The following is a 21,050-nucleotide window of genomic DNA, read 5'->3' on the forward strand; positions in this document are numbered from 1 at the left end:
GGTCTATCTTAATTTTGCAGTCATTCTTACAATCCCCTCATTATAAGCTCTGTGCTCTCTATTGTTTTTAGCAAATTTGTAGTTGTCTAATGCGTCTTGCCATTGTTGTTTTTTCTCATATATTTTTGCAATGTTGTAGTACGAGCTAGCTCTAACAACATGTGCTTTACTACCAGAAGCTAAATCTATTGCTTTACGGTTGGCCCATAACGCTTCTGCTTCTTTATTAAGTTTCTGAAAAGCTAATCCTAAGTTACTGTAGGCTTGTCCATTTTTGTAATTTAACTCTATGGCACTTTGATATAAAAAGATAGCATTTTCTAAATTACCTGCATGGTATTCTTCTTCTCCTTTTCTATTAATAATTGTAGATTCACTTTTATCAGAACTAGTGACTACAGATTGATCGCCGTCAAATCTATAGTTTCTTAAAATGGTGCTTACACCTTCCCAACTCGTAGCATTTTTAAAGTCACCAACATTTACAATGTTTCCCATCTCATCAATTAAAAAAGGAATCCAAATAGTCCCTTTTAATCCTGTTGGCATCGTGTACGTTTTAATAAGTGTATTTCCGATATAAATAAATACCTTAGCTCTACTCACATTAGACAAATTTGAATTGTTGATCAATTCTTTATCTGAAAAATTATGCACCGCATAAACGTACTTTTTACCTTGTTCCTTTTTTGTAATAGTAATCGTTTCTGGTCCATAGCCATCCGTATCATCAACATCTAAAATGGCGTGTGAAGATTCTTTTTTATAATAACAAACGTAACCTCCTGCATATGATAAATGCGAATCTATGTCTTGCGGAGAGTTATCCCAACTTAGTACAATTCGCATACCATCCAATTCTTGCATTGTAGGACTAATAGCATACGTTAATCCTTCGCATAAACATTTTGTAATTAAAGGAGAATAGCCCTCCTTTTTGATAATAACGATGACCTCAGAATCATTTCTAAACTGTTCCGGAATGGATGCAATACCATTAGAATTAGTATATTTTGTAATAGAGGTTTCTCCATTTTTTTGAAAAATAACTTCTGCACTAGGTATGGTTTTATCTTTTACTATGGCGCTTAGCACTAAAAGTTCTGATGATGATTGTGCAAAGGTTGTTGTGCCGACAATAAGTAATAGGAGGGTGCAAAAGATGTTTTTCATTTTGGATTTAAGTTTAAATTAATGTTATTATGTTAAGGTGTAATATTGTAGCACGGATGATATGTAACGGGTTAGGTGTAGTGCTAAGCCAAATATAAATATATTGCGCGACTATTTTGGTAAATTGTAACTTAAGATTGGAAGATTAAGAAAAAAAATGAGACACTTAAATCAGGTGTCATTTTCAAGTTTTTTTAGAGACTATGGGAAGCGGTTTTATTTTTTTTAGGGGGAAAGACAATGATATGTGAGTCATAATCTGTGTAATTGGTAAACTTGGTTTTCAAGAATAACGGCTTGTTACCATCTATATCATATTTTTTGGCAGGTGCGCCATTCCAATTACACTCTTTTAAATACTCAAAACGAGTGATCCATGTATGCCAACCTTGTTCGCTAAATCCCCATCCAAATTCGTTTGCCTTTAATAGGGTAGTGATTTGATCTTTATCGTCATCGACATCAAAAACGTTTTTTATTGCAATATTGGGCTGTTTCCATACATGATATGTTTTATCTGTTTTAAAGTTTTGTAAACAGGCTTTATATTCTGAAGACTGTTTTGAGATAAAAAGATACGCGTCCCAATTATAAAATTTGGTTAAAATATAGGCCAAACTCCATCCTGCAAATTCGTGGTCAGACCAAATTTTAGTATGTTGTTTTTTTATGTTTTCAAATGCTGTTCCAAATCCAGACTCTAAAGCTTTTACAGCATAAATAGTACAATGCATACTGTCTAAAGTGATAGTCTTTTGTTCTGAAGCGTAGTGTTCAAAAACAGTAGAGGAATCAGAGGAATATAAACGTTGTCCAACAGAATAGTACCATTGCGTACCATAATAATTACTTACAGTGTTATTATAATCATTAAAGTAAGCATTTTCGATGTTTGCAATGGTATTTATAGCATCAGGAGAATTAAAATGAAGGTAGTCATTATCAAGACGACTGGGGTGTGTGTATACTTTAAAGCTATCAATAGCTTTATTTTGGCTACTAGTCATTGTTGGTGTCTTTTGCTTGCAGGCGTAAGACAAAGCAATAAGTAACAGTAGAAAATAGAGTTCTCTTTTCATAAAATTGAGCTAACAAAAGTAACGTTTACTATCAAGAGTACTAAGATACTACAATAGTATGGCTAATTTTTTATAGGTTCAATGTTTTAAAAAGACACCCGTATATAGCTAGGATTTTAAAGTTTTACTACAGGTTAGGCATTCAACAAAAAAGACTTCAAACCATCGTAGTTACTAATTTTTGTAGCCACCTTCGTTTTATCCATGACAGCTTCAATTTGTGGCGGTAAGGCTTGTTTTTGTTTAATTACGTCTTCCACGACCTCTAAAAATTTTGTAGGATGTGCAGTTTCCAAAAATACACAATGCGCATTTTTATGGTCTTTTAGATAAGCTTTACAACCTAAATACCCAACCGCTCCGTGTGGATCTGCAACATAGTTATAGTTGTCGTAAATTTCTTTTAATGCCACTTTTGTCTCTTCGTCAGTAAAACTAAACGAGGATAGGTTCTCTTTTAAGTCGCTGAAGTTGTTTTTGTAAATTTCCTGGATACGTACAAAATTGCTTGGATTACCTACATCCATAGCATTACTAATGGTTTGTACTGATGGTTTTGGGTTATAATCTTCTGTTTTTAAGTAATTGGTAACCACATTGTTCTGATTGTTAGCTGCTATAAAATGTTTGATTGGTAACCCTAATTGTTGTGCCATCATACCCGCACAAACATTACCGAAATTACCGCTTGGTACGGAAAAAACAAGTTCTTTTTGTGTGTTATGTAATTGCTTGTAGGCAAACATAAAATACAATAGTTGTGGTAACCAACGTGCGACGTTTATCGAATTTGCAGAGGTTAATTGCATTTTACTGGTTAACGTGTCGTCTAAAAAGGCACGTTTTACCATGTCTTGACAGTCGTCAAAAACACCATCCACTTCTAATGCTTTAATATTTTGACCTAAGGTGGTTAGTTGTTTTTCTTGAATATCACTGACTTTTCCTGAAGGATATAAGATAACAACGTTAACGCCTTTAACCCCTAAAAAACCGTTAGCAACAGCACCTCCAGTATCGCCTGAAGTGGCAACTAAAACAGTGACTTCGTTGGTGTTGTCTTTATTAAAGTAGCCTAAACAACGTGCCATAAAACGGGCGCCAACATCTTTAAAGGCCATGGTTGGACCATGAAACAGCTCTAATATGGATATGTTATCGTTTAGTTTTACTATCGGAAATTCAAACGATAGGGTTTCTGCAATAATAGTTTTTAAAACAGCCTTTGGAATATCAGGAGACACAAATTGTTGTAGTGCTTCAAAAGCGATAGCATTATAACTTAAATTATCAATATTTTCAAAAAATGAAGCCGGTAAAGGTGTTATGCTTTCAGGAAAGTACAAGCCTTTATCTGGTGCTAATCCTTTTATAACGGCCGCTTTAAAAGAAGTGTTTGGTGCTTTGTGGTTAAGACTATAATAATTCATTGTACTTGTGTTTGATCTTTAATTTTATTTGAGCGTCTTCGCATTGTTAAAAAAGACAATCGTATTCCTTTTGTTGACTGATTTATGACTCCGATTGGCTTACTATTTTCATCCCTTGGGTATTTATTTTAGAGACGTAGGTATTAAATGCAATCGGTGTTTTAGAATAAATTGTTGTCATTGCTTCAGCGACAGCTTCAGCCGTTTTTTTACTTTTAGATAAGGCAAATATGGAAGGGCCAGAACCTGAAATTCCAGCGCCTAAAGCACCTGCTTTTATGACTTCGGTTTTAACCGAATCAAAATGTGGTATCAATTGACTTCTATAAGGTTCTACCACAACATCAATTAGGGTATCACTTAATAAACCGTAATCACTAGTATGTAAAGCATGGACCAAACTTCCAACATTGGACCATTGTGTAATAGCGTCTTGTAATGGAATTTGTTTAGGTAAAATTGCGCGCGCTTCAGACGTTTTTATTTCTATCTGTGGATGAATTATCGTAACGTATAAATCTTCTGGTGTTGGCAATTGTAATACTTGTAATGGTACCGTGCTTTTGACTAATGTAAACCCGCCAAATAGGGCAGGAGCGATGTTATCTGCATGCTCGCATCCACTGGCAACCGCTTCCCCTTTCATAGCAAAATCAGTTAATTCCGTTTGGTTATAAGGTCTTCCTAATAACTCATTAATAGCAAAAACACTTCCAGCAGCACTAGCAGAACTACTTCCAATTCCACTTCCAGGTTTAATGTTTTTATAAATTTCGATTTCGAAACCACAATCTGGTTTTGCATGATTATATAAGGCTAAAGCCGAAACGCTAGCTACATTTTTGTCAGCTTCAAAAGGTAAGTCTGCACCAACAATTTTAGTGATTTTGATTCCTTTTTTAGTGGTTTTTCTAATCACCATGTCGTCACCAATAGTATCTAGACAAAAGCCTAGGACATCAAATCCACAGGAGACGTTGGCTACTGTTGCTGGCGAGAATATTTTGATTTCGTTCATTTAAAACTACTTTTTTGATTTCCGCTACAGCGATAATCTTTTTTATTTTATGTTCTTATAAGAAGTGAATCATGACTAATTAAGTATAATTCATTACCCTTTCATCTTATCTATTACCTATTCTTATAATATCTGCAAATAAGCCAGAAGCTGTAACATCTGCGCCTGCACCAGCACCTTTAACAATTAAAGGTTGTTCTGGATAACGCTGTGTGTAAAACATAACTATATTATCTTTTCCTTCTAGGTTATAAAAAGGATGACCTTCAGGTATTTCTTGTAGGCCTACCTTAGCTTTTCCGTTTTTATATTCGGCAACATATTTAAGTTGACAATTATTAGCTTTTGCAGAGGCGTATAATTTTTGAAAATGGGCTTCGTCATTAATTAGTGTCTCGTAAAAATTATCGACTGATGTGCTGTCTAAATTAGCTTTAGTTAAAAAAGACTCGTTAACAATATCTTCAATTTCCATTGGAACTCCGTTTTCACGTGCCAGAATTAATATTTTTCTAGCGACATCAATTCCGCTTAAATCAATACGAGGGTCAGGTTCTGTATAACCTTCAAATTGCGCTTGTTTTACAGTGTCGTGGAAATTCTTTTTATCACTAAAATTATTAAATACAAAGTTTAAACTACCAGATAAGACAGCTTGTATGCTAATCACTTTGTCTCCAGAAGCGACTAAATTATTAAGGGTATTTATGATAGGTAAACCTGCACCAACATTAGTTTCGTATAAAAAAGAAGCATTGTACTTAAGTGATAAGTCTTGTAGGTTTTTATAGTTGATATATTTATCAGAACATGCTATTTTGTTACAAGCAACGACCGCTACACTTTGTTTTAAATAATTTTGATAAACAGCAGCTACATCATGATTTGCAGTAACATCTACAAAGATGCTATTTCTTAAATTTAAGCTGATAACTTTTTGGAAGAAACCTTCTATACTCGATGGTTCTGCATGATGAAACTGATCCGTCCAATTATTTAAATCAATCCCTTTTTGATCAAATATCATTTTTTTGGAATTGGCCATTCCAACTATTTTGACGTCTAATTTTAAGTTTTTCTTTAAAAAACTATGTTGTTGATGGATTTGATCAATTAACTTTTCTCCAACATTACCAATTCCTGTAATAAATACATTGAGCTGTTTAGTATTAGTCTCAAAGAAACGTTCATGCAAACTGTTTAATGCTTTGCTAACATCTTTTTCGCTAATAACTGCAGAGATGTTTTTCTCTGAAGCCCCTTGTGCGATTGCTCTAACATTAATATTGTTTTTTCCTAATGTACTAAATAATTTCCCGCTAATTCCTTGATGACTTTTCATATTATCACCAATTAAAGCAATAATGGATAGGCCTTTTTCTACAATTATAGGGTTGATTTTATGTAAAGAAATCTCATACTCGAACGCTAGATTAATCGCGTTTTCTGCTTTTTCAGCATTACTAATATCTATTCCAAAACAAATAGAATGCTCTGAAGAGGCCTGCGTAATAAAAATGATATTAATTTTTTCGTTAGCTAGTGTTTCAAACAAACGTTTTGAAAATCCAGGAATACCAACCATTCCACTACCTTCTAATGTTAAAAGTGCGACATTATCTATATGGCTAATGCCTTTAACTGTAAGATTGCTTTCCTTTTTCTGATTAGAAATAACCGTTCCTACTGCTTCAGGATGTAACGTGTTTTTTATATGAATAGGGATCGCTAAGTTTAAAACAGGTTGTACCGTTGGAGGATATAATACTTTTGCTCCAAAGTGTGATAATTCCATCGCTTCCTGATACGATAAATTAGCTATTGGGTAGGCTTGTTTCACTAGTTTTGGATTAGTAGTGTACATCCCGCTAACATCAGTCCAAATTTCTAATTGTTCTACTTTTAAAGCTGCAGCTATTATGGCTGCCGTAAAATCTGAACCTCCGCGACCTAATGTTGTGATTTCGCCAGCTTGAGATTTGGACACAAAACCAGGTAATACTGTTATTTGCTGATTCGCTTTATTAAAGTAGTCAATTATATTTTTATTTGTAATGTCATAGTTAACTTCCGCTTTAGTAAAGTTAGAATTGGTTACAATTAGGTCTTGACTATTTTTTAGAAATGCATTTAATCCCATGCCTTCCATAGTTTTTGCAATGATAAAAGAGGATAGTATCTCTCCGTAACTCACTAGCTTATCTGATGTTTTAGGTGACAATTCGTTAATTAAAAAAATACCATTGAGTAATTGATTAAGGGCTTCAAATTTTTGATCAACTTCAGTAATAATAGCTTTAGACTCTGAGGTTAATCCTTCAATAACTTTATAGTGAATGCTTTTAATTTTATCCAAAACCGTTAGATAAGACTTGTCTTTTTGCTTAGCTAATGCTCCTGCTTGAAGTAATTTGTCTGTGACACCACCAACTGCGGAAACAACACAAACGATTGGACTAGTAAGAGATTCTTTTTGAAGAATGGCTATAACTTTTTTTATGTTTTGTACTGAACCAACAGAGGTTCCACCAAATTTTAATACTTTCATTTTAATTTATTTTATGATAGAAATTGTAGTTGAAAAACTACCTAAACGGAAGGAATATATAGTTGTTAACCCAAAAGGGTAATGGTCATGATTACGCTAAAAATAGTATGTCTTTTTTTCATTTTATGCATCTATACCTGTCAAATGTATTACATTTACTGTTATCAAAAAAACAATACATCAATTTTTGCGAGATTGATAATTAATAGCCAATATATTATTAAAATGAAAATATTTTCGAAAGAACAAATTTATGAAGGTGATGCATTAACTGCTAAAAAACAAGGTATTACATCTACGGATTTAATGGAGCGTGCAGGTATACAAATCTTTAATTGGTTGCATATGCGTATGCAAGGCGCACAAGTTCCAATCCATGTGTTTTGTGGTATTGGTAATAATGGAGGAGATGGTTTGGTAGTCGCTAGACATTTGGTAACGCATGGTTATAATGTTAAGACTTATATTGTCAATTATAGTACAACACGATCAAAAGATTTTTTATTGAATTATGATCGTATAAAAAACACCACTAAAGATTGGCCAGTTTTATTAAGTGAGAGTAGTGATTTTCCAGTAATAGATGAAAAAGATATTATAGTAGATGCTATTTTAGGTATTGGTCTAAATAGAGCTATTGAAGGTTGGGTTAAGAATTTATTTTGTCATTTTAGAGACACTAAGGCGTTTGTATTATCTATAGATTTGCCTTCTGGATTGAGTACTAGTGCTGCGCCGGAGGATGCAGAGTGTGTGGTAAATGCGGGATATACATTGAGTTTTCAAACCCCTAAATTAGTGTTCTTTTTACCAGAAACGGCGAAGTATACTGTGCAATGGGAAGTTTTGGATATAGGTATTGATCCTGAATATTTACATGTAACACCAACTGAAGCCGAATTGATTGGTAAAAATGAAGTCTTACCATTATACAAACCAAGAGAAAAATATAGTAATAAAGGTGATTTTGGTCATGCTTTAGTCATCGGAGGAAGCTATGGAAAGATAGGTGCTGTTACTTTGGCGAGTCATGGAGCACTATCTATTGGAGCAGGAAAAGTGACCGCTTTTACGCCTAAATGTGGTTATATCCCTTTACAATCAGGTTTTCCGGAAGCAATGGTTATTACGGATACTGAAGAAGAAAAAATTACCGATATTAAATTTGATATTAAACCTGATGTTATTGCATTTGGAGTAGGTGTGGGAACCGACACAAAAACAAGTAGTGCTTTTGAAACCTTTTTGAAAACAAACACAACGCCTTTAGTTATTGATGCTGATGGAATTAATATCCTTTCTAAAAAGAAAGCATTACTAAAATTATTACCAGAAAATACAGTGTTAACACCACATCCAAAAGAGTTAGAAGGTTTAGTAGGGAAGTGGAAAGATGATTTTGATAAACTTAAAAAAACGAAAGCATTTTCAAAAAAGTATAAGTGTATTGTTGTTATCAAAGGCGCGAATACAATTACGGTTTTTGAAGATAAATTATATGTTAATTCTACAGGAAATCCTGGTTTAGCAACAGCAGGAACAGGAGATGTACTAACAGGAATAATTACAGGGTTAATAGCACAGGGGTATGACACTTTAGCGGCAACATTATTTGGAGTGTATTTGCATGGTAAATCTGCCGACTTACTTATCGAAGATTTAGGATATCAAAGTTTTATTGCTAGTCATGTTATTGAAGGTATACCTTTGGCGTATTTGGATTTGTTCAAACAACCGGAGCAACCGGAACCAGAAAACGGAGATACTGAAGCTCCTAAAAATTAACTATTATAAAGTATAAAAAAAGCGAACTATTCAGTTCGCTTTTTTTATACTTTATTTTAAAGTTTTTTAGATTCCAAAAGAACTTAAGTAGTCTTTGATTTTTGAGTAAGATGGTCTAGGGGCATCTGCGTTAACAATATTTCCATTTGGATCAATTAAGATAAATCTAGGAATAGAGTTGATTTTGTAACCTGTTACAAAATCAGATTGAAAGGCTTTGTCAGAAAATAATTGGATACCACTCATTTGCTTTTCAGCAATCATTTTTTTCCAACCTTCTTTAGCTAAATTAAAAGATGCTTCTTTGCTTCCTGCTCTGTAGCCTCTTCCATCATCTGTAGATATACTAACAAAAGCAATGTTTTTACCTTCGTAATCTTTTTCTAATGATTGTAATGAAGGAATTTCTCCAATACAAGGACCACACCAAGTTGCCCAAACATCAATATAAACGTACTTACCTTTTAAGTCTGATAAAGATACAGTACCACCTTTGTAATTTTCGTAATTATCAAAAGTAGGAGATACTGTTCCTGCTGGTAATTCTTGTTTTAATTTAATACCACTTAAAATGTAGCCTTTTAACCCAGAAAGCATTTGAGGAACTTGTTTTTTATAATCCGCAATAAGCGTAGAGTCTATGGCTGCATTCTTATCATAAAACGCAAGCATTTCAGTTTCTAAACTTTTCATTTTGGTCTCTAAACCAGCTTCGTCTAAATTTTTTAAAGCTTCTGTATCAACTAAATTATTTTCAAATTTTAATTTTTCAATTAAAAAATTTGTTTTTTCTGCACCTTTTCCATTCACAACAATCGATTCTTTAAATGTTTTAGTATCTAAAGTCATTTTTAAATCCATGTCGTTTGCTAAAAAAATAGTAGTCTGCTCTTTACCATCATATATTCCGTAAACACCAGATTTAACTTTTAAAGTATCACTAAATGTTCCATCTTCATTAACTTTAATAGTCTTTTTAAAGTCTCTACCTTGATAAACAAATAAAGAATCACTGTTTTTATTTTCTATCTTACCAGAAAAAGTAGCGTAATCTTTTGGCTTAGGTTCTTCTTTTTTGCAAGCAACAATTGATAAAGCTGCTAAACAAACTAATAGTTTTTTCATTATTATAGTTTTAATTTCATTCAAAAATATAGAGAATTATTAGGGATATAAAGTTTTTTTTTAATTATTAACAATTCCTTGCATATTATTATAGTATTGATGACTTTTGAATAGTTAAAATAAGACAATGAATACAACACACATTATATCTTCAACGCCATTAGATTTGGCTACTATACAATCAATAATTTTAGAACAGAAAATACTAACGTTATCTGCAGAATCTATCACAAAAATAGAAGACTGTAGGGCGTATTTAGATAAGAAAATGACTTCTGTATCTAGACCTATTTATGGTATAAATACGGGTTTTGGATCGTTGTATAATGTTAAGATTAGTAGTGAAAATTTAACAAAACTTCAAGAAAATCTTATGATGTCTCATGCTTGTGGGACTGGAGATTTAGTGCCTGAATCGATTGTTAAATTAATGTTGTTATTAAAAATACAATCGTTAAGTTATGGACACTCAGGTGTACAGTTGCAAACGGTGATGCGTTTAATAGATTTTTATAATCATGATGTTTTACCATTAGTTTATACACAAGGCTCTTTGGGAGCCTCGGGAGATTTGGCACCTTTGGCGCATATGTCGCTACCTTTAATAGGTAAAGGGAAAGTCAGTTTTAATGGGGAAGTGGTAGAAGCGGAGGTCGTTTTAAAACATTTTAATTGGGAACCAATCACCTTATTGTCTAAAGAGGGCTTAGCGTTATTAAATGGGACTCAGTTTATGAGTGCCTACGGGACTTTTTTATTATTAAAATCTTATAAATTATCTTATTTAGCAGACTTAATCGGTAGTGTCTCTATTGATGCTTTTGATGGTAGAATCGAGCCTTTTAATGAATTAATACATTTAGTTAGACCGCATAATGGTCAGTTAAAAACAGCACAGCGTGTTCGTGATTTTTTAGAAGGAAGCGAAATAATTACCCAAGAAAAGCAACACGTACAAGATCCTTATAGTTTTAGATGCATACCGCAAGTACATGGTGCTACTAAGGATACTTTAGCTTTTGTAGAGAAAACGTTTACTACAGAAATTAATTCGGTGACTGATAATCCTAATATTTTTGCTAAAGATGATGAGATTATTTCCGGTGGTAATTTCCATGGACAACCATTAGCATTGGCTTTAGATTATTTGAAAATTGCTATGGCGGAATTAGGTAATATATCTGAAAGACGTGTGTTTCAGTTAGTGTCGGGACTTAGAGGTTTACCTGCTTTTTTAGTTGATAATCCAGGTTTAAATTCTGGTTTTATGATTCCGCAATACACAGCAGCAAGTATTGTTAGTGCTAATAAGCAATTAGCAACTCCTGCTTCGGTTGATTCTATAGTCTCTAGTAATGGTCAGGAAGATCATGTTAGTATGGGGGCTAATGCAGCGACGCAAGCTTATACTTTGATTAATAATGTTGAGCGCGTATTGGCTATCGAATTGTTAAATGCTTCTCAAGCATTAGCTTTTAGAGGACCTTTAAAATCTAGTGATTTTGTTGAACAATTTTTATCTACCTATCGTGAGGTTGTTCCTTTTATTAATGAGGACGAGATTTTACATAATAGTATTCAAGCATCGATAGATTTTATTAATACACTAGGTATTGATAGTGATGAGTTGTTTTAAATCTGTTTTTTTTTAAGGATACTTGTAAAAGGGGAGATTAGCACTTTATTGTTGCTTTGTTTAACAATGGAATGTCAGTCTTATTATAATTTATTATTAGAATTTTCTTTGATAATTTTTGAAGCCCATGTTTTTGCGTCTTCTATATCCGTGAAAATTTCAAAAGGTTTGTTTAAAAATAAGCGTTCAATTTCTGCGTTTTTTCCGGATTGCGTTTGAGATACGACAGCAAAGCCTTGTAAGGTTTTTACTTGAGAAACATCCTTGTAAATTATTGGATCTACGGAATAGGAGTGTATTCTGTTAGTAATATAAACAAAAGGCATGCCTTTAAAAGCAAGAGAGGCAAAATATATTATAGCATCCGATAGTGCTTTGTTAAGGGTAATACCTTCATCTATTTCTGCAATTATTATATTACCAGAAACCAAAAGGGAACAAAAGGATAGTTTCGTTTTTGTATACATTTTTGACAAATTAAAAAAGCTTCACTTAAGTTAGTGAAGCTTTTTTTGATTTGCAAATATATCTCTAATTTTAAGATTCAGCAGGTTTTTCTGCTTTTTCTATTTCAATAGTGATTTCATCAGTTTTTGTATCTAAATCCATGACTATTTTATCGCCTTCTTGTAATTTTGCTGTAATAATTTCTTCAGCTAAAGCGTCTTCAACATACTTTTGAATAGCACGTTTTAAAGGACGCGCACCGTATTGTTTGTCAAATCCCTTCTCTGCAATAAAATCTTTAGCAGCTTCTGTTAATTTAAGCTTGTAACCTAAACCATCAATACGCTTTAGAAGTTTGTCTAACTCGATATCAATAATTTTGTTAATGTCTTCTTTTTCAAGCGCATTAAATACAACGACATCATCAATTCTATTTAAAAATTCAGGAGCAAATGACTTTTTAAGTGCATTTTCAATAACACTTTTTGCGTTGGCATCTTCTTGAGATTTTTGAGAAGCTGTTCCAAAACCAATTCCAGTACCAAAATCTTTTAATTTTCTGGCTCCAATATTAGAGGTCATTATAATAATCGTATTTCTAAAATCGATTTTACGACCTAAACTATCCGTTAAATAACCGTCATCCAATACTTGAAGTAGCATATTAAATACATCAGGATGGGCTTTTTCAATTTCATCTAAAAGAATTACAGCGTAAGGTTTACGACGGACTTTCTCTGTTAATTGGCCTCCTTCTTCATAACCTACGTATCCTGGAGGTGCACCTACTAATCTTGAAATAGCAAATTTTTCCATGTATTCACTCATATCAATTCTGATCATAGCTTCTTCGCTATCAAATAATTGATTTGATAACACTTTGGCTAACTGTGTTTTACCGACACCTGTTTGACCTAAAAAGATAAATGACCCAATTGGTTTATTAGGATCTTTAAGGCCAGCACGGTTACGTTGAATAGCTTTCACTACTTTGGCAACAGCTTCGTCTTGACCAATTACTTTTCCTTTTATAAGATTAGGTAGTTCTGCAAGTTTGTTACTTTCTTTTTGAGCAATACGATTTACAGGTATCCCCGTCATCATACTCACTACATCAGCAACATTATCCTCGCTAACAATTTCTTTATGTAATTTGGTGTCTTCTTCCCACTTTTCTTGTGCGATATCTAACTCTTTTTCTAAACGCTTTTCATCATCACGTAAACGTGCAGCTTCTTCGTATTTCTGTTTTTTAACTACAGAATTTTTCGTTTCTCTAACGTCTTCTAACTTTTTCTCTAACTCTATGATTTGTTTTGGTACGCTAATATTAGTAATATGTACTCTAGAACCAGCTTCGTCTAAAGCATCAATAGCTTTGTCTGGAAGAAAACGTTCTGTCATATAACGATTAGTTAGTTTAACGCAAGCTTCAATAGCTTCATCTGTATACACAACATTATGGTGTTCTTCGTATTTGCCTTTAATATTATTAAGGATTTCAATGGTTTCATCGACACTTGTTGGTTCAACAATAACCTTTTGGAAACGTCTTTCTAACGCGCCATCCTTTTCTATATATTGTCTGTATTCATCTAAGGTAGTTGCTCCAATACATTGAATCTCTCCTCTTGCTAAGGCGGGTTTAAACATGTTAGAGGCGTCTAAACTTCCCGTTGCTCCTCCAGCACCAACAATCGTGTGAATCTCATCTATAAAAAGAATCACATCGTCATTCTTTTCAAGCTCATTCATAACCGCTTTCATGCGCTCTTCAAACTGCCCTCTGTATTTTGTTCCTGCGACTAAACTTGCTAAATCTAAAGTAACGACACGTTTATTAAATAATATACGGGATACTTTTTTGCTTACAATTCTGTTGGCTAGTCCTTCAGCAATTGCAGATTTACCAACACCAGGTTCACCAATCAATAATGGGTTGTTCTTTTTACGACGTGATAAAATTTGAGACACACGCTCAATTTCTTTTTCTCGTCCTACTACTGGATCTAATTTTCCTTCTTCAGCCATAGCTGTCAAATCGCGTCCAAAATTATCTAAAACTGGTGTTTTAGATTTTTTGTTCCCTTTAGTTCCTCCAGGCGTATTAAATATGTCTTTAGAACCAGAGTCTTCTGCAGAGGAATCATCCTGAAATGACTCCGCTTTAGGCGCTCCAGTTATATCTTCGAAGTTATCGTCGTTTGTTATCATAGACTTAAATTGTTCTTTAACGTTATCATAATCTACTTTAAGCTTATTTAAAAGCTTTGTTGTAGGGTCGTTTTCGTTTCTAAGTATACATAATAATAAGTGTGCAGTATTAATTGATGTACTTTGAAACAGTTTAGCTTCTAGAAAAGTTGTTTTTAGCGCACGCTCTGCTTGACGTGTTAAGTGCAGATTTTTCTTTTCGTTAGAAGTAATTGTGGTATTAGGATTAGCAGGACTTAGTATTTCAACCTTTCGCCTTAAATGATTTAAATCAATGTCCAACGCATTTAAAATATTAATTGCTTTTCCGTTCCCGTCTCTTAATAAACCAAGCATTAAGTGTTCAGTGCCTATAAAGTCATGTCCTAAGCGTAATGCTTCTTCCTTACTATAAGCAATGACGTCTTTTACTCTTGGTGAAAAATTATCATCCATATATTTGTTCCTTTCAGCTTTAAAAATAGTAAACATAATTAGTAATGGCAAAAACTATACCTTAAATAATATGTTAATTGTTTAAAGCTTGAAAGTACATATTTTTTCAAAATAAACCACAATTGAGTTATCAACTAAAAAAGAGAATTAAATTGTTAATAAAAAACATCAAAAAATAGAGGTAAAAGGCGTACCGTTACTAATGAAAGTTTTATATTAGCGTGTTTTGAAATAATGAATAAAACTAATTAAATTTATATATGGCAGAAGGAGAGAAGGTCATTCCAATTAATATTGAAGATGAAATGAAATCGGCTTACATTGATTATTCAATGTCAGTCATTGTGTCACGTGCATTACCAGACGTTAGGGACGGGTTAAAACCTGTGCATAGACGTGTTTTATTTGGTATGCATGAACTGGGTGTTAGAGCAACCGGAGCACATAAAAAGTCGGCAAGAATAGTTGGGGAAGTTTTAGGAAAGTATCACCCACATGGTGATACATCAGTTTACGACGCAATGGTACGTATGGCTCAAGAATGGAGTTTACGTTATATGTTAGTAGATGGTCAAGGTAACTTTGGGTCTGTAGATGGAGATAGTCCAGCTGCAATGCGTTATACAGAAGCACGTATGCGTAAGATATCTGAAGACATGTTGGCAGATATTGACAAAGAAACAGTAGATCATAAATTAAACTTTGATGATACTTTAGAAGAACCAACGGTTTTACCAACACGTATACCTGGTCTTTTAGTTAATGGTGCGTCAGGAATTGCGGTAGGTATGGCAACAAACATGCCGCCACACAATTTAACGGAAGTTGTAGATGGTACTATTGCTTATATTGAAAACAATGATATTGAAATAGACGAGTTAATTACACATATTAAAGCGCCAGATTTTCCTACAGGAGGAACAATATATGGTTATGATGGTGTAAAAGAAGCTTTTCATACAGGTAGAGGACGTATTGTAATGCGTGCCAAAGCTATTATTGAAGAAGTGCAAGGACGTGAATGTGTTATTGTAACTGAGATTCCGTATCAAGTCAATAAGGCAGACATGATTAAAAAGACTGCTGACTTAGTTAATGATAAAAAGCTGGAAGGTATTTCTACTATTAGAGATGAATCTGATAGAAATGGAATGCGTATTGTATACATCTTAAAACGTGATGCTATACCAAACATTGTCCTTAATAAACTGTATAAGTATACGGCTTTGCAATCGTCATTTAGTGTTAATAATATTGCATTAGTTAATGGTAGACCACAATTGTTGAATCTAAAAGAATTGATTCATTATTTTGTTGAGCATAGACATGATGTAGTGGTTAGACGTACAACTTATGAGTTACGTAAAGCTGAAGAAAGAGCACATATTTTAGAAGGTTTAATTATAGCATCAGATAATATAGATGAAGTTATTGCTATTATTAGAGCCTCTAATAATGCCGATGAAGCTCGAGCTAACTTGATTAAACGTTTTGAGCTTTCAGAAATACAAGCCAAAGCAATTGTCGAAATGCGTCTGCGCCAATTAACAGGCCTGGAACAAGACAAATTGCGTGCGGAGTATGAAGAGATTATGAAAACGATTATAGACCTTAAAGACATTCTTGCGAACAAAGAGAGAAGAATGACTATTATTAAGGACGAGTTGCAAGTCGTTAAAGATAAATATGGTGATGAGCGTCGCTCTGTAATTGAGTATGCCGGTGGAGATTTAAGCATTGAAGATATGATTCCTGATGCGCAAGTAGTGATTACTATTTCTCACGCAGGTTATATTAAACGTACATCTTTAACAGAATATAAAACACAAAATAGAGGAGGGGTTGGTCAAAAAGCGTCAACGACTAGAAATGAAGATTTCTTAGAACATTTATTTGTTGGTACTAACCACCAGTATATGTTATTCTTTACTCAAAAAGGTAAATGTTTTTGGATGCGTGTTTATGAAATCCCTGAAGGAAGTAAAACGTCTAAAGGTAGAGCAATCCAAAACCTTATAAATATTGAGCAAGACGATAAAGTAATGGCGTTTATTTGTACTCAAGATTTAAAAGACGAAGCATATATTAATAGTCATTATGTGATTATGGCAACTAAAAAGGGTCAAGTTAAAAAGACTTCTTTAGAGCAATATTCTAGACCAAGAACTAATGGTATTAACGCCATTACTATTAAGGATGATGACGAATTATTAGAGGCTAAATTAACGACTGGTAATAGTCAAATTATGATAGCACTTAAATCAGGTAAAGCTATTAGATTTGAAGAAGCAAAAACGAGACCAATGGGACGTAATGCTTCAGGAGTTAGAGGTATTACTTTATCGCATCCAAAAGATGAAGCTATTGGTATGGTGATTGTTGAAAATCCACAGGAGGAAACAGTACTTGTAGTGTCTGAAAATGGGTATGGTAAACGTACTTATATTGATGATCCAGAAGATGGAGAAGCAGTTTATAGAATAACAAACAGAGGAGGGAAAGGAGTTAAAACAATTTCAATTTCCGAAAAAACTGGGGATTTAGTGTCTATCAAAACGGTAACAGATACTGATGATTTAATGATAATTAACAAATCGGGTATTGCGATTAGAATGGCAGTAGAAAGTCTACGTACTATGGGAAGAGCAACTCAAGGAGTTAAATTAATTAACCTAAAAGGTAAAGACTCAATAGCAGCAGTTGCTAAAGTAATGAAAGACGAGAATGAGGAGCTTGATGAAACTCTTGAAGATCTTGAAAACACTACAGATACAGAAGCTGGCACAACTATTGATATTACAGAAGAAGAAGAAGAATAAATAACAATAAATTAAAATAACGAATAATGAAAAAACAATTAATTCTTGCGATAGCATTACTTGTATCTGCTGGCTCTTTTGCACAGAAAAAAGAAATAAAAGCTTTAGAAAAAGCTGTAAAAAATAGTAATTATGCTGAAGCGAAAACTTTAGTAAGTCAACTGGAGTCTATGGAAGGTTCTATGGATAGTAAGTTAAAAGATAAATATTATTTAGCAACAGCAAATGCTTTTTTTGCTAATGGAACAGGATCAAACGAAGATGTCACTAAAGCTGTTGAGTCTTTAGGTAAATTGTCAGGTAATTCTGTTGAAGGTTCTAAATTAAAACGTTCTATAGAAAATGATTTATTAACAAAGGCTAATGATGCCTATACGTCAAAAGATTTTTCTAAGGCTGCCGTAGGTTTTGAGAATCTTTATAATGTTAATAAAGAAGATCCTTCATACTTGTATTATGCTGCTGTAAGTGCACTAAGTGCTCAAGACATGGATGCTGCTTTGAAATATTATGTATTGCTTGATGAATTAAATTATACAGGAGTAGAGACTGAATATTTTGCGACTAATTCAGATGGTAAAGTGGAGGTTTTAAATAAAAACGTAAGAGATAATTATGTTAGATTAAAAACACATACAAATCCAGGTGAAAGACTAACGGAATCTAGACAGGGTGAAATCACTAAAAATATTGTGATTATTTATGCAAATAAAGGAGAGAATGACAAAGCTTTAGCTGCGATGAAAAAGGCTAGAGAAGCTAATCCTGAGGATTCTAATTTATTAGTAACAGAAGCGAACCTTCAGTATAAGTTAGGAAACACTGCTAGGTATGAAGAATTGATAAGTCAAGCATTAATTAATGATCCAAAAAATTCTGAATTACTTTATAACTTAGCTGTATTAGCTACAGATTCTGGTGATCCTGAAAAAGCTAAATCATATTATATTAAGTCATTAGAAATTGACCCAGAAAATGCTAATACCTTAACAAATCTGGCTGTTTTAATTTTAGCTGATGAACAAAGTATTATTGATAAAATGAATAGTTTAACAACATCAGCTTCTGATAATAGAAAATATGATGAGCTTAAGGCTAAGAGAATTTCAATATATAACGAAGCCATTCCTTATTTAGAACAGGTTGTAGAATTAGCGCCTGACAACAAAATTATTGATACTTTATCTAATTTATATAGTGCGATTGGTGAAGAGAGTAAGGCTAAAGCTTTAAGAGAAAGAAAAGAATAAATAAACACACAAGTTTATAACAAAAAAAACCTTCAGAAATGAAGGTTTTTTTGTTATATAATCTTTTTAATGACTCTGAGTTTGTGTGTATGTACTCCTTTGTCCGCGTTGTAAATTCCGGTGTGGTCTAATCGATCAATTCTAACCTTTCCATGGGCGTGAATAATATAGTTATCTTGCATGATAATTCCAACATGAATGATATTTCCTTCAGAATTATCAAAAAAAGCTAAATCTCCAGGCTCACTTTCTTCAATAAAACTCAAAGCTTCACCTTGTGTTGCTTGTTGAGAGGCATCTCTTAAAAGTTTAAAACCATTGAGTTTATAAACCATTTGTGTAAATCCACTACAATCAATACCAAAAGGTGTTTTACCACCCCACAAGTAAGGTGTGTTAAGGTATTTAAACGCAGTAGCAATTATTTCAGATTTGGGATGCTTTATGTTTGAAAACAAACCATCAAAAGAATGGTTTAATAGTTCCAATCCATTTAATGTAGAGCCTAAAATGATTGTATTTAACTGATTATTTTCATCTTGAACAAATTCAACTAAATCCGAAGATAATTTAAGTGGTTCTTGTTGTATTAAAGCATAGTTTTCTTCAGTAATTTCAAGGTATTGTTTGTTATCTATCCAACCTTCATATTTATCAAAAGCTAATCTTATTTTACTCCACTGTTTACGTTGCTCTAAAACTTTGAATGTTTCTCCGTACAACACTTGCGAGACTAACTCGCTAGTATCAGAGGTTTCAAGTCTTAAAGGAATACTACTTAAATTACAAATTCCGAACTGCATTACTTGATTTTAGTGACGTTCTATAATTACAGCAGAGGCACCACCACCACCATTACATATGGTTGCAGCTCCAATTTTTGCATTATTCTGTTCTAATACATTAAGTAATGTGATTAGTATTCTTACACCAGAGCATCCAAGTGGATGACCTAATGATACGGCACCACCATTTACATTAACGTTAGAATCATTTAAACCTAATATTTTCATGTTAGCTAATCCAACCACAGCAAAAGCTTCGTTAAATTCAAAAAACTCAACATCTTTTAAAGTAATTCCTGCTTTATCAATCGCTTTTGGTAACGCTTTAGAAGGTGCTGTTGTAAACCATTTTGGTGCTTGTGCAGCATCAGCATACCCTTTTATAGTTGCAAGAGGTTTTAATCCTAATTCTTTAGCTTTCTCAGCACTCATTAATACCATTGCTCCAGCGCCATCATTAATCGTGGATGCATTAGCAGCAGTTACTGTTCCATCTTTTGAAAAGGCAGGACGTAATGCAGGTATTTTTTCCATTTTTACATTAGTAAATTCTTCATCCTTACTAACTATTATAGGTTCTCCACGTCTTTGTGGTACTTCAACAGGAACAACTTCATTGTCAAATTTCCCAGCTTCCCATGCTGCTGAAGATCTGTTATAACTTTGGATGGCATAAGCATCTTGATCTTCTCTAGAAAAATCATACTCTTTAGCACAGTCGTCAGCACAAACCCCCATTGCATTTTGGTCGTAAGCATCAACTAATCCATCTTTTTGCATACCATCTATAAGCGATGTCGGTCCAAATTTAGTACCTGTTCTTGCATATAAATAATGAGGAATCATACTCATATTTTCCATTCCTCCAGCAACAATAATGTCAGCATCACCCAAAGCAATACTTTGAGCAGCTTGCATCACTGTTTTCATACCAGAAGCACATACTTTATTAATAGTAGTACAGGGTACTGAGTCTGGTATTCCAGCATATATAGCAGCTTGCCTAGCTGGTGCTTGACCAGTTCCAGCCTGCACAACATTACCCATTAATACTTCTTGTACTAATTTTGGATCTAAATTTATTTTATCTAAGGCTCCTTTAATAGCAATAGCACCTAACTTTGTAGCAGGTATGGTACTTAATGCACCTAAAAAACTACCAATTGGTGTTCTTGCTGCGGAGACAATAACGACTTCTTTGCTCATAATATCTATTATTTATAAATATGACGAAATTACTAATTTTTTTAGAAAATTTTAGCCTAATCAGGATATTATAAGTTAATTGTAATATTATAAATTGTTA

Annotated in this window: 14 protein-coding genes; 4 read left to right on the top strand and 10 right to left on the bottom strand. The window is 33.4% G+C overall.

The genetic code is table 11. The features are described 5' to 3' along the window. Nucleotides 1-3: 3 nt before the first annotated feature. The 5 genes from H0I26_RS11680 to thrA all read right to left on the bottom strand — a co-directional run bounded on the left by H0I26_RS11680 (nucleotide 4) and on the right by thrA (nucleotide 7,248). Complete coding sequence (locus tag H0I26_RS11680) at nucleotides 4-1,173, bottom strand: tetratricopeptide repeat protein (protein WP_218699057.1); 1,170 nt, start codon at nucleotides 1,171-1,173, stop codon at nucleotides 4-6. A 194-nt stretch (nucleotides 1,174-1,367) separates the two neighbouring features. Then, nucleotides 1,368-2,252 carry a hypothetical protein gene (locus H0I26_RS11685; RefSeq protein WP_218699059.1) on the bottom strand — a complete coding sequence of 295 codons (885 nt, stop codon included), beginning with the start codon at nucleotides 2,250-2,252 and terminating at the stop codon, nucleotides 1,368-1,370. Nucleotides 2,253-2,386: 134 nt separating this feature from the next. Beyond that, nucleotides 2,387-3,682: a threonine synthase gene (gene thrC, locus H0I26_RS11690; protein ID WP_218699061.1), complete on the bottom strand. Its 1,296-nt coding sequence runs from the start codon at nucleotides 3,680-3,682 to the stop codon at nucleotides 2,387-2,389. Between the two features lie 82 nt (nucleotides 3,683-3,764). Continuing rightward, nucleotides 3,765-4,700 (bottom strand): homoserine kinase, encoded by a 936-nt coding sequence (locus H0I26_RS11695; RefSeq protein ID WP_218699063.1) that lies wholly within the window; start codon nucleotides 4,698-4,700, stop codon nucleotides 3,765-3,767. Nucleotides 4,701-4,806: 106 nt separating this feature from the next. Then, a complete protein-coding gene (thrA, locus tag H0I26_RS11700; protein ID WP_218699065.1) occupies nucleotides 4,807-7,248 on the bottom strand; it encodes a bifunctional aspartate kinase/homoserine dehydrogenase I in 2,442 nt (813 codons plus the stop codon). Nucleotides 7,249-7,473: 225 nt separating this feature from the next. On the opposite strand from thrA, the gene H0I26_RS11705 reads away from it, so the two are divergent. After that, on the top strand, nucleotides 7,474-9,033 hold the full coding sequence (locus H0I26_RS11705) for an NAD(P)H-hydrate dehydratase (protein ID WP_218699067.1): 1,560 nt from the start codon (nucleotides 7,474-7,476) through the stop codon (nucleotides 9,031-9,033). Nucleotides 9,034-9,099: 66 nt separating this feature from the next. Here H0I26_RS11705 and H0I26_RS11710 read toward each other — a convergent pair whose 3' ends face one another. Further along, on the bottom strand, nucleotides 9,100-10,158 hold the full coding sequence (locus tag H0I26_RS11710; RefSeq protein WP_218699069.1) for a TlpA family protein disulfide reductase: 1,059 nt from the start codon (nucleotides 10,156-10,158) through the stop codon (nucleotides 9,100-9,102). A gap of 127 nt (nucleotides 10,159-10,285) precedes the next feature. Between H0I26_RS11710 and hutH the strand changes: the two genes are divergently transcribed. Next, the gene (hutH, locus tag H0I26_RS11715; protein WP_218699080.1) at nucleotides 10,286-11,794 is read left to right on the top strand and encodes a histidine ammonia-lyase; all 1,509 of its coding nucleotides are present in this window, start codon (nucleotides 10,286-10,288) and stop codon (nucleotides 11,792-11,794) included. An 83-nt stretch (nucleotides 11,795-11,877) separates the two neighbouring features. On the opposite strand, the gene H0I26_RS11720 is transcribed toward hutH, so the two are convergent. Continuing rightward, the gene (locus tag H0I26_RS11720) at nucleotides 11,878-12,261 is read right to left on the bottom strand and encodes a hypothetical protein (RefSeq protein ID WP_218699082.1); all 384 of its coding nucleotides are present in this window, start codon (nucleotides 12,259-12,261) and stop codon (nucleotides 11,878-11,880) included. Nucleotides 12,262-12,331: 70 nt separating this feature from the next. Further along, nucleotides 12,332-14,890, bottom strand: a complete 2,559-nt coding sequence (locus H0I26_RS11725) for an ATP-dependent Clp protease ATP-binding subunit (protein ID WP_218699084.1) — start codon at nucleotides 14,888-14,890, stop codon at nucleotides 12,332-12,334. 260 nt (nucleotides 14,891-15,150) lie between these two features. Between H0I26_RS11725 and gyrA the strand changes: the two genes are divergently transcribed. Both gyrA and H0I26_RS11735 read left to right on the top strand, forming a co-directional pair. Further along, the gene (gene gyrA, locus H0I26_RS11730; RefSeq protein ID WP_218699085.1) at nucleotides 15,151-17,709 is read left to right on the top strand and encodes a DNA gyrase subunit A; all 2,559 of its coding nucleotides are present in this window, start codon (nucleotides 15,151-15,153) and stop codon (nucleotides 17,707-17,709) included. 26 nt (nucleotides 17,710-17,735) lie between these two features. Then, nucleotides 17,736-18,959, top strand: a complete 1,224-nt coding sequence (locus H0I26_RS11735) for a tetratricopeptide repeat protein (RefSeq protein WP_218699087.1) — start codon at nucleotides 17,736-17,738, stop codon at nucleotides 18,957-18,959. Between the two features lie 53 nt (nucleotides 18,960-19,012). Here the strand turns inward: H0I26_RS11735 and H0I26_RS11740 are convergent, their stop codons facing one another. Together H0I26_RS11740 and H0I26_RS11745 are read right to left on the bottom strand one after the other, a co-directional pair. Continuing rightward, nucleotides 19,013-19,762, bottom strand: a complete 750-nt coding sequence (locus H0I26_RS11740; protein WP_218699089.1) for a C40 family peptidase — start codon at nucleotides 19,760-19,762, stop codon at nucleotides 19,013-19,015. A 9-nt stretch (nucleotides 19,763-19,771) separates the two neighbouring features. Then, a complete protein-coding gene (locus H0I26_RS11745) occupies nucleotides 19,772-20,950 on the bottom strand; it encodes an acetyl-CoA C-acyltransferase (protein WP_218699091.1) in 1,179 nt (392 codons plus the stop codon). Nucleotides 20,951-21,050: the final 100 nt, after the last annotated feature.

It is taken from the genome of Olleya sp. HaHaR_3_96 (assembly GCF_019278545.1).
Lineage (GTDB): Bacteria > Bacteroidota > Bacteroidia > Flavobacteriales > Flavobacteriaceae > Olleya.

Coding starts and splice junctions, on each gene's coding strand:
- H0I26_RS11680 (WP_218699057.1), bottom strand. CDS start 1,173: ATGAAAAACATCTTTTGCACCCTCCTATTACTTATTGTCGGCACAACA.
- H0I26_RS11685 (WP_218699059.1), bottom strand. CDS start 2,252: ATGAAAAGAGAACTCTATTTTCTACTGTTACTTATTGCTTTGTCTTAC.
- thrC (WP_218699061.1), bottom strand. CDS start 3,682: ATGAATTATTATAGTCTTAACCACAAAGCACCAAACACTTCTTTTAAA.
- H0I26_RS11695 (WP_218699063.1), bottom strand. CDS start 4,700: ATGAACGAAATCAAAATATTCTCGCCAGCAACAGTAGCCAACGTCTCC.
- thrA (WP_218699065.1), bottom strand. CDS start 7,248: ATGAAAGTATTAAAATTTGGTGGAACCTCTGTTGGTTCAGTACAAAAC.
- H0I26_RS11705 (WP_218699067.1), top strand. CDS start 7,474: ATGAAAATATTTTCGAAAGAACAAATTTATGAAGGTGATGCATTAACT.
- H0I26_RS11710 (WP_218699069.1), bottom strand. CDS start 10,158: ATGAAAAAACTATTAGTTTGTTTAGCAGCTTTATCAATTGTTGCTTGC.
- hutH (WP_218699080.1), top strand. CDS start 10,286: ATGAATACAACACACATTATATCTTCAACGCCATTAGATTTGGCTACT.
- H0I26_RS11720 (WP_218699082.1), bottom strand. CDS start 12,261: ATGTATACAAAAACGAAACTATCCTTTTGTTCCCTTTTGGTTTCTGGT.
- H0I26_RS11725 (WP_218699084.1), bottom strand. CDS start 14,890: ATGGATGATAATTTTTCACCAAGAGTAAAAGACGTCATTGCTTATAGT.
- gyrA (WP_218699085.1), top strand. CDS start 15,151: ATGGCAGAAGGAGAGAAGGTCATTCCAATTAATATTGAAGATGAAATG.
- H0I26_RS11735 (WP_218699087.1), top strand. CDS start 17,736: ATGAAAAAACAATTAATTCTTGCGATAGCATTACTTGTATCTGCTGGC.
- H0I26_RS11740 (WP_218699089.1), bottom strand. CDS start 19,762: ATGCAGTTCGGAATTTGTAATTTAAGTAGTATTCCTTTAAGACTTGAA.
- H0I26_RS11745 (WP_218699091.1), bottom strand. CDS start 20,950: ATGAGCAAAGAAGTCGTTATTGTCTCCGCAGCAAGAACACCAATTGGT.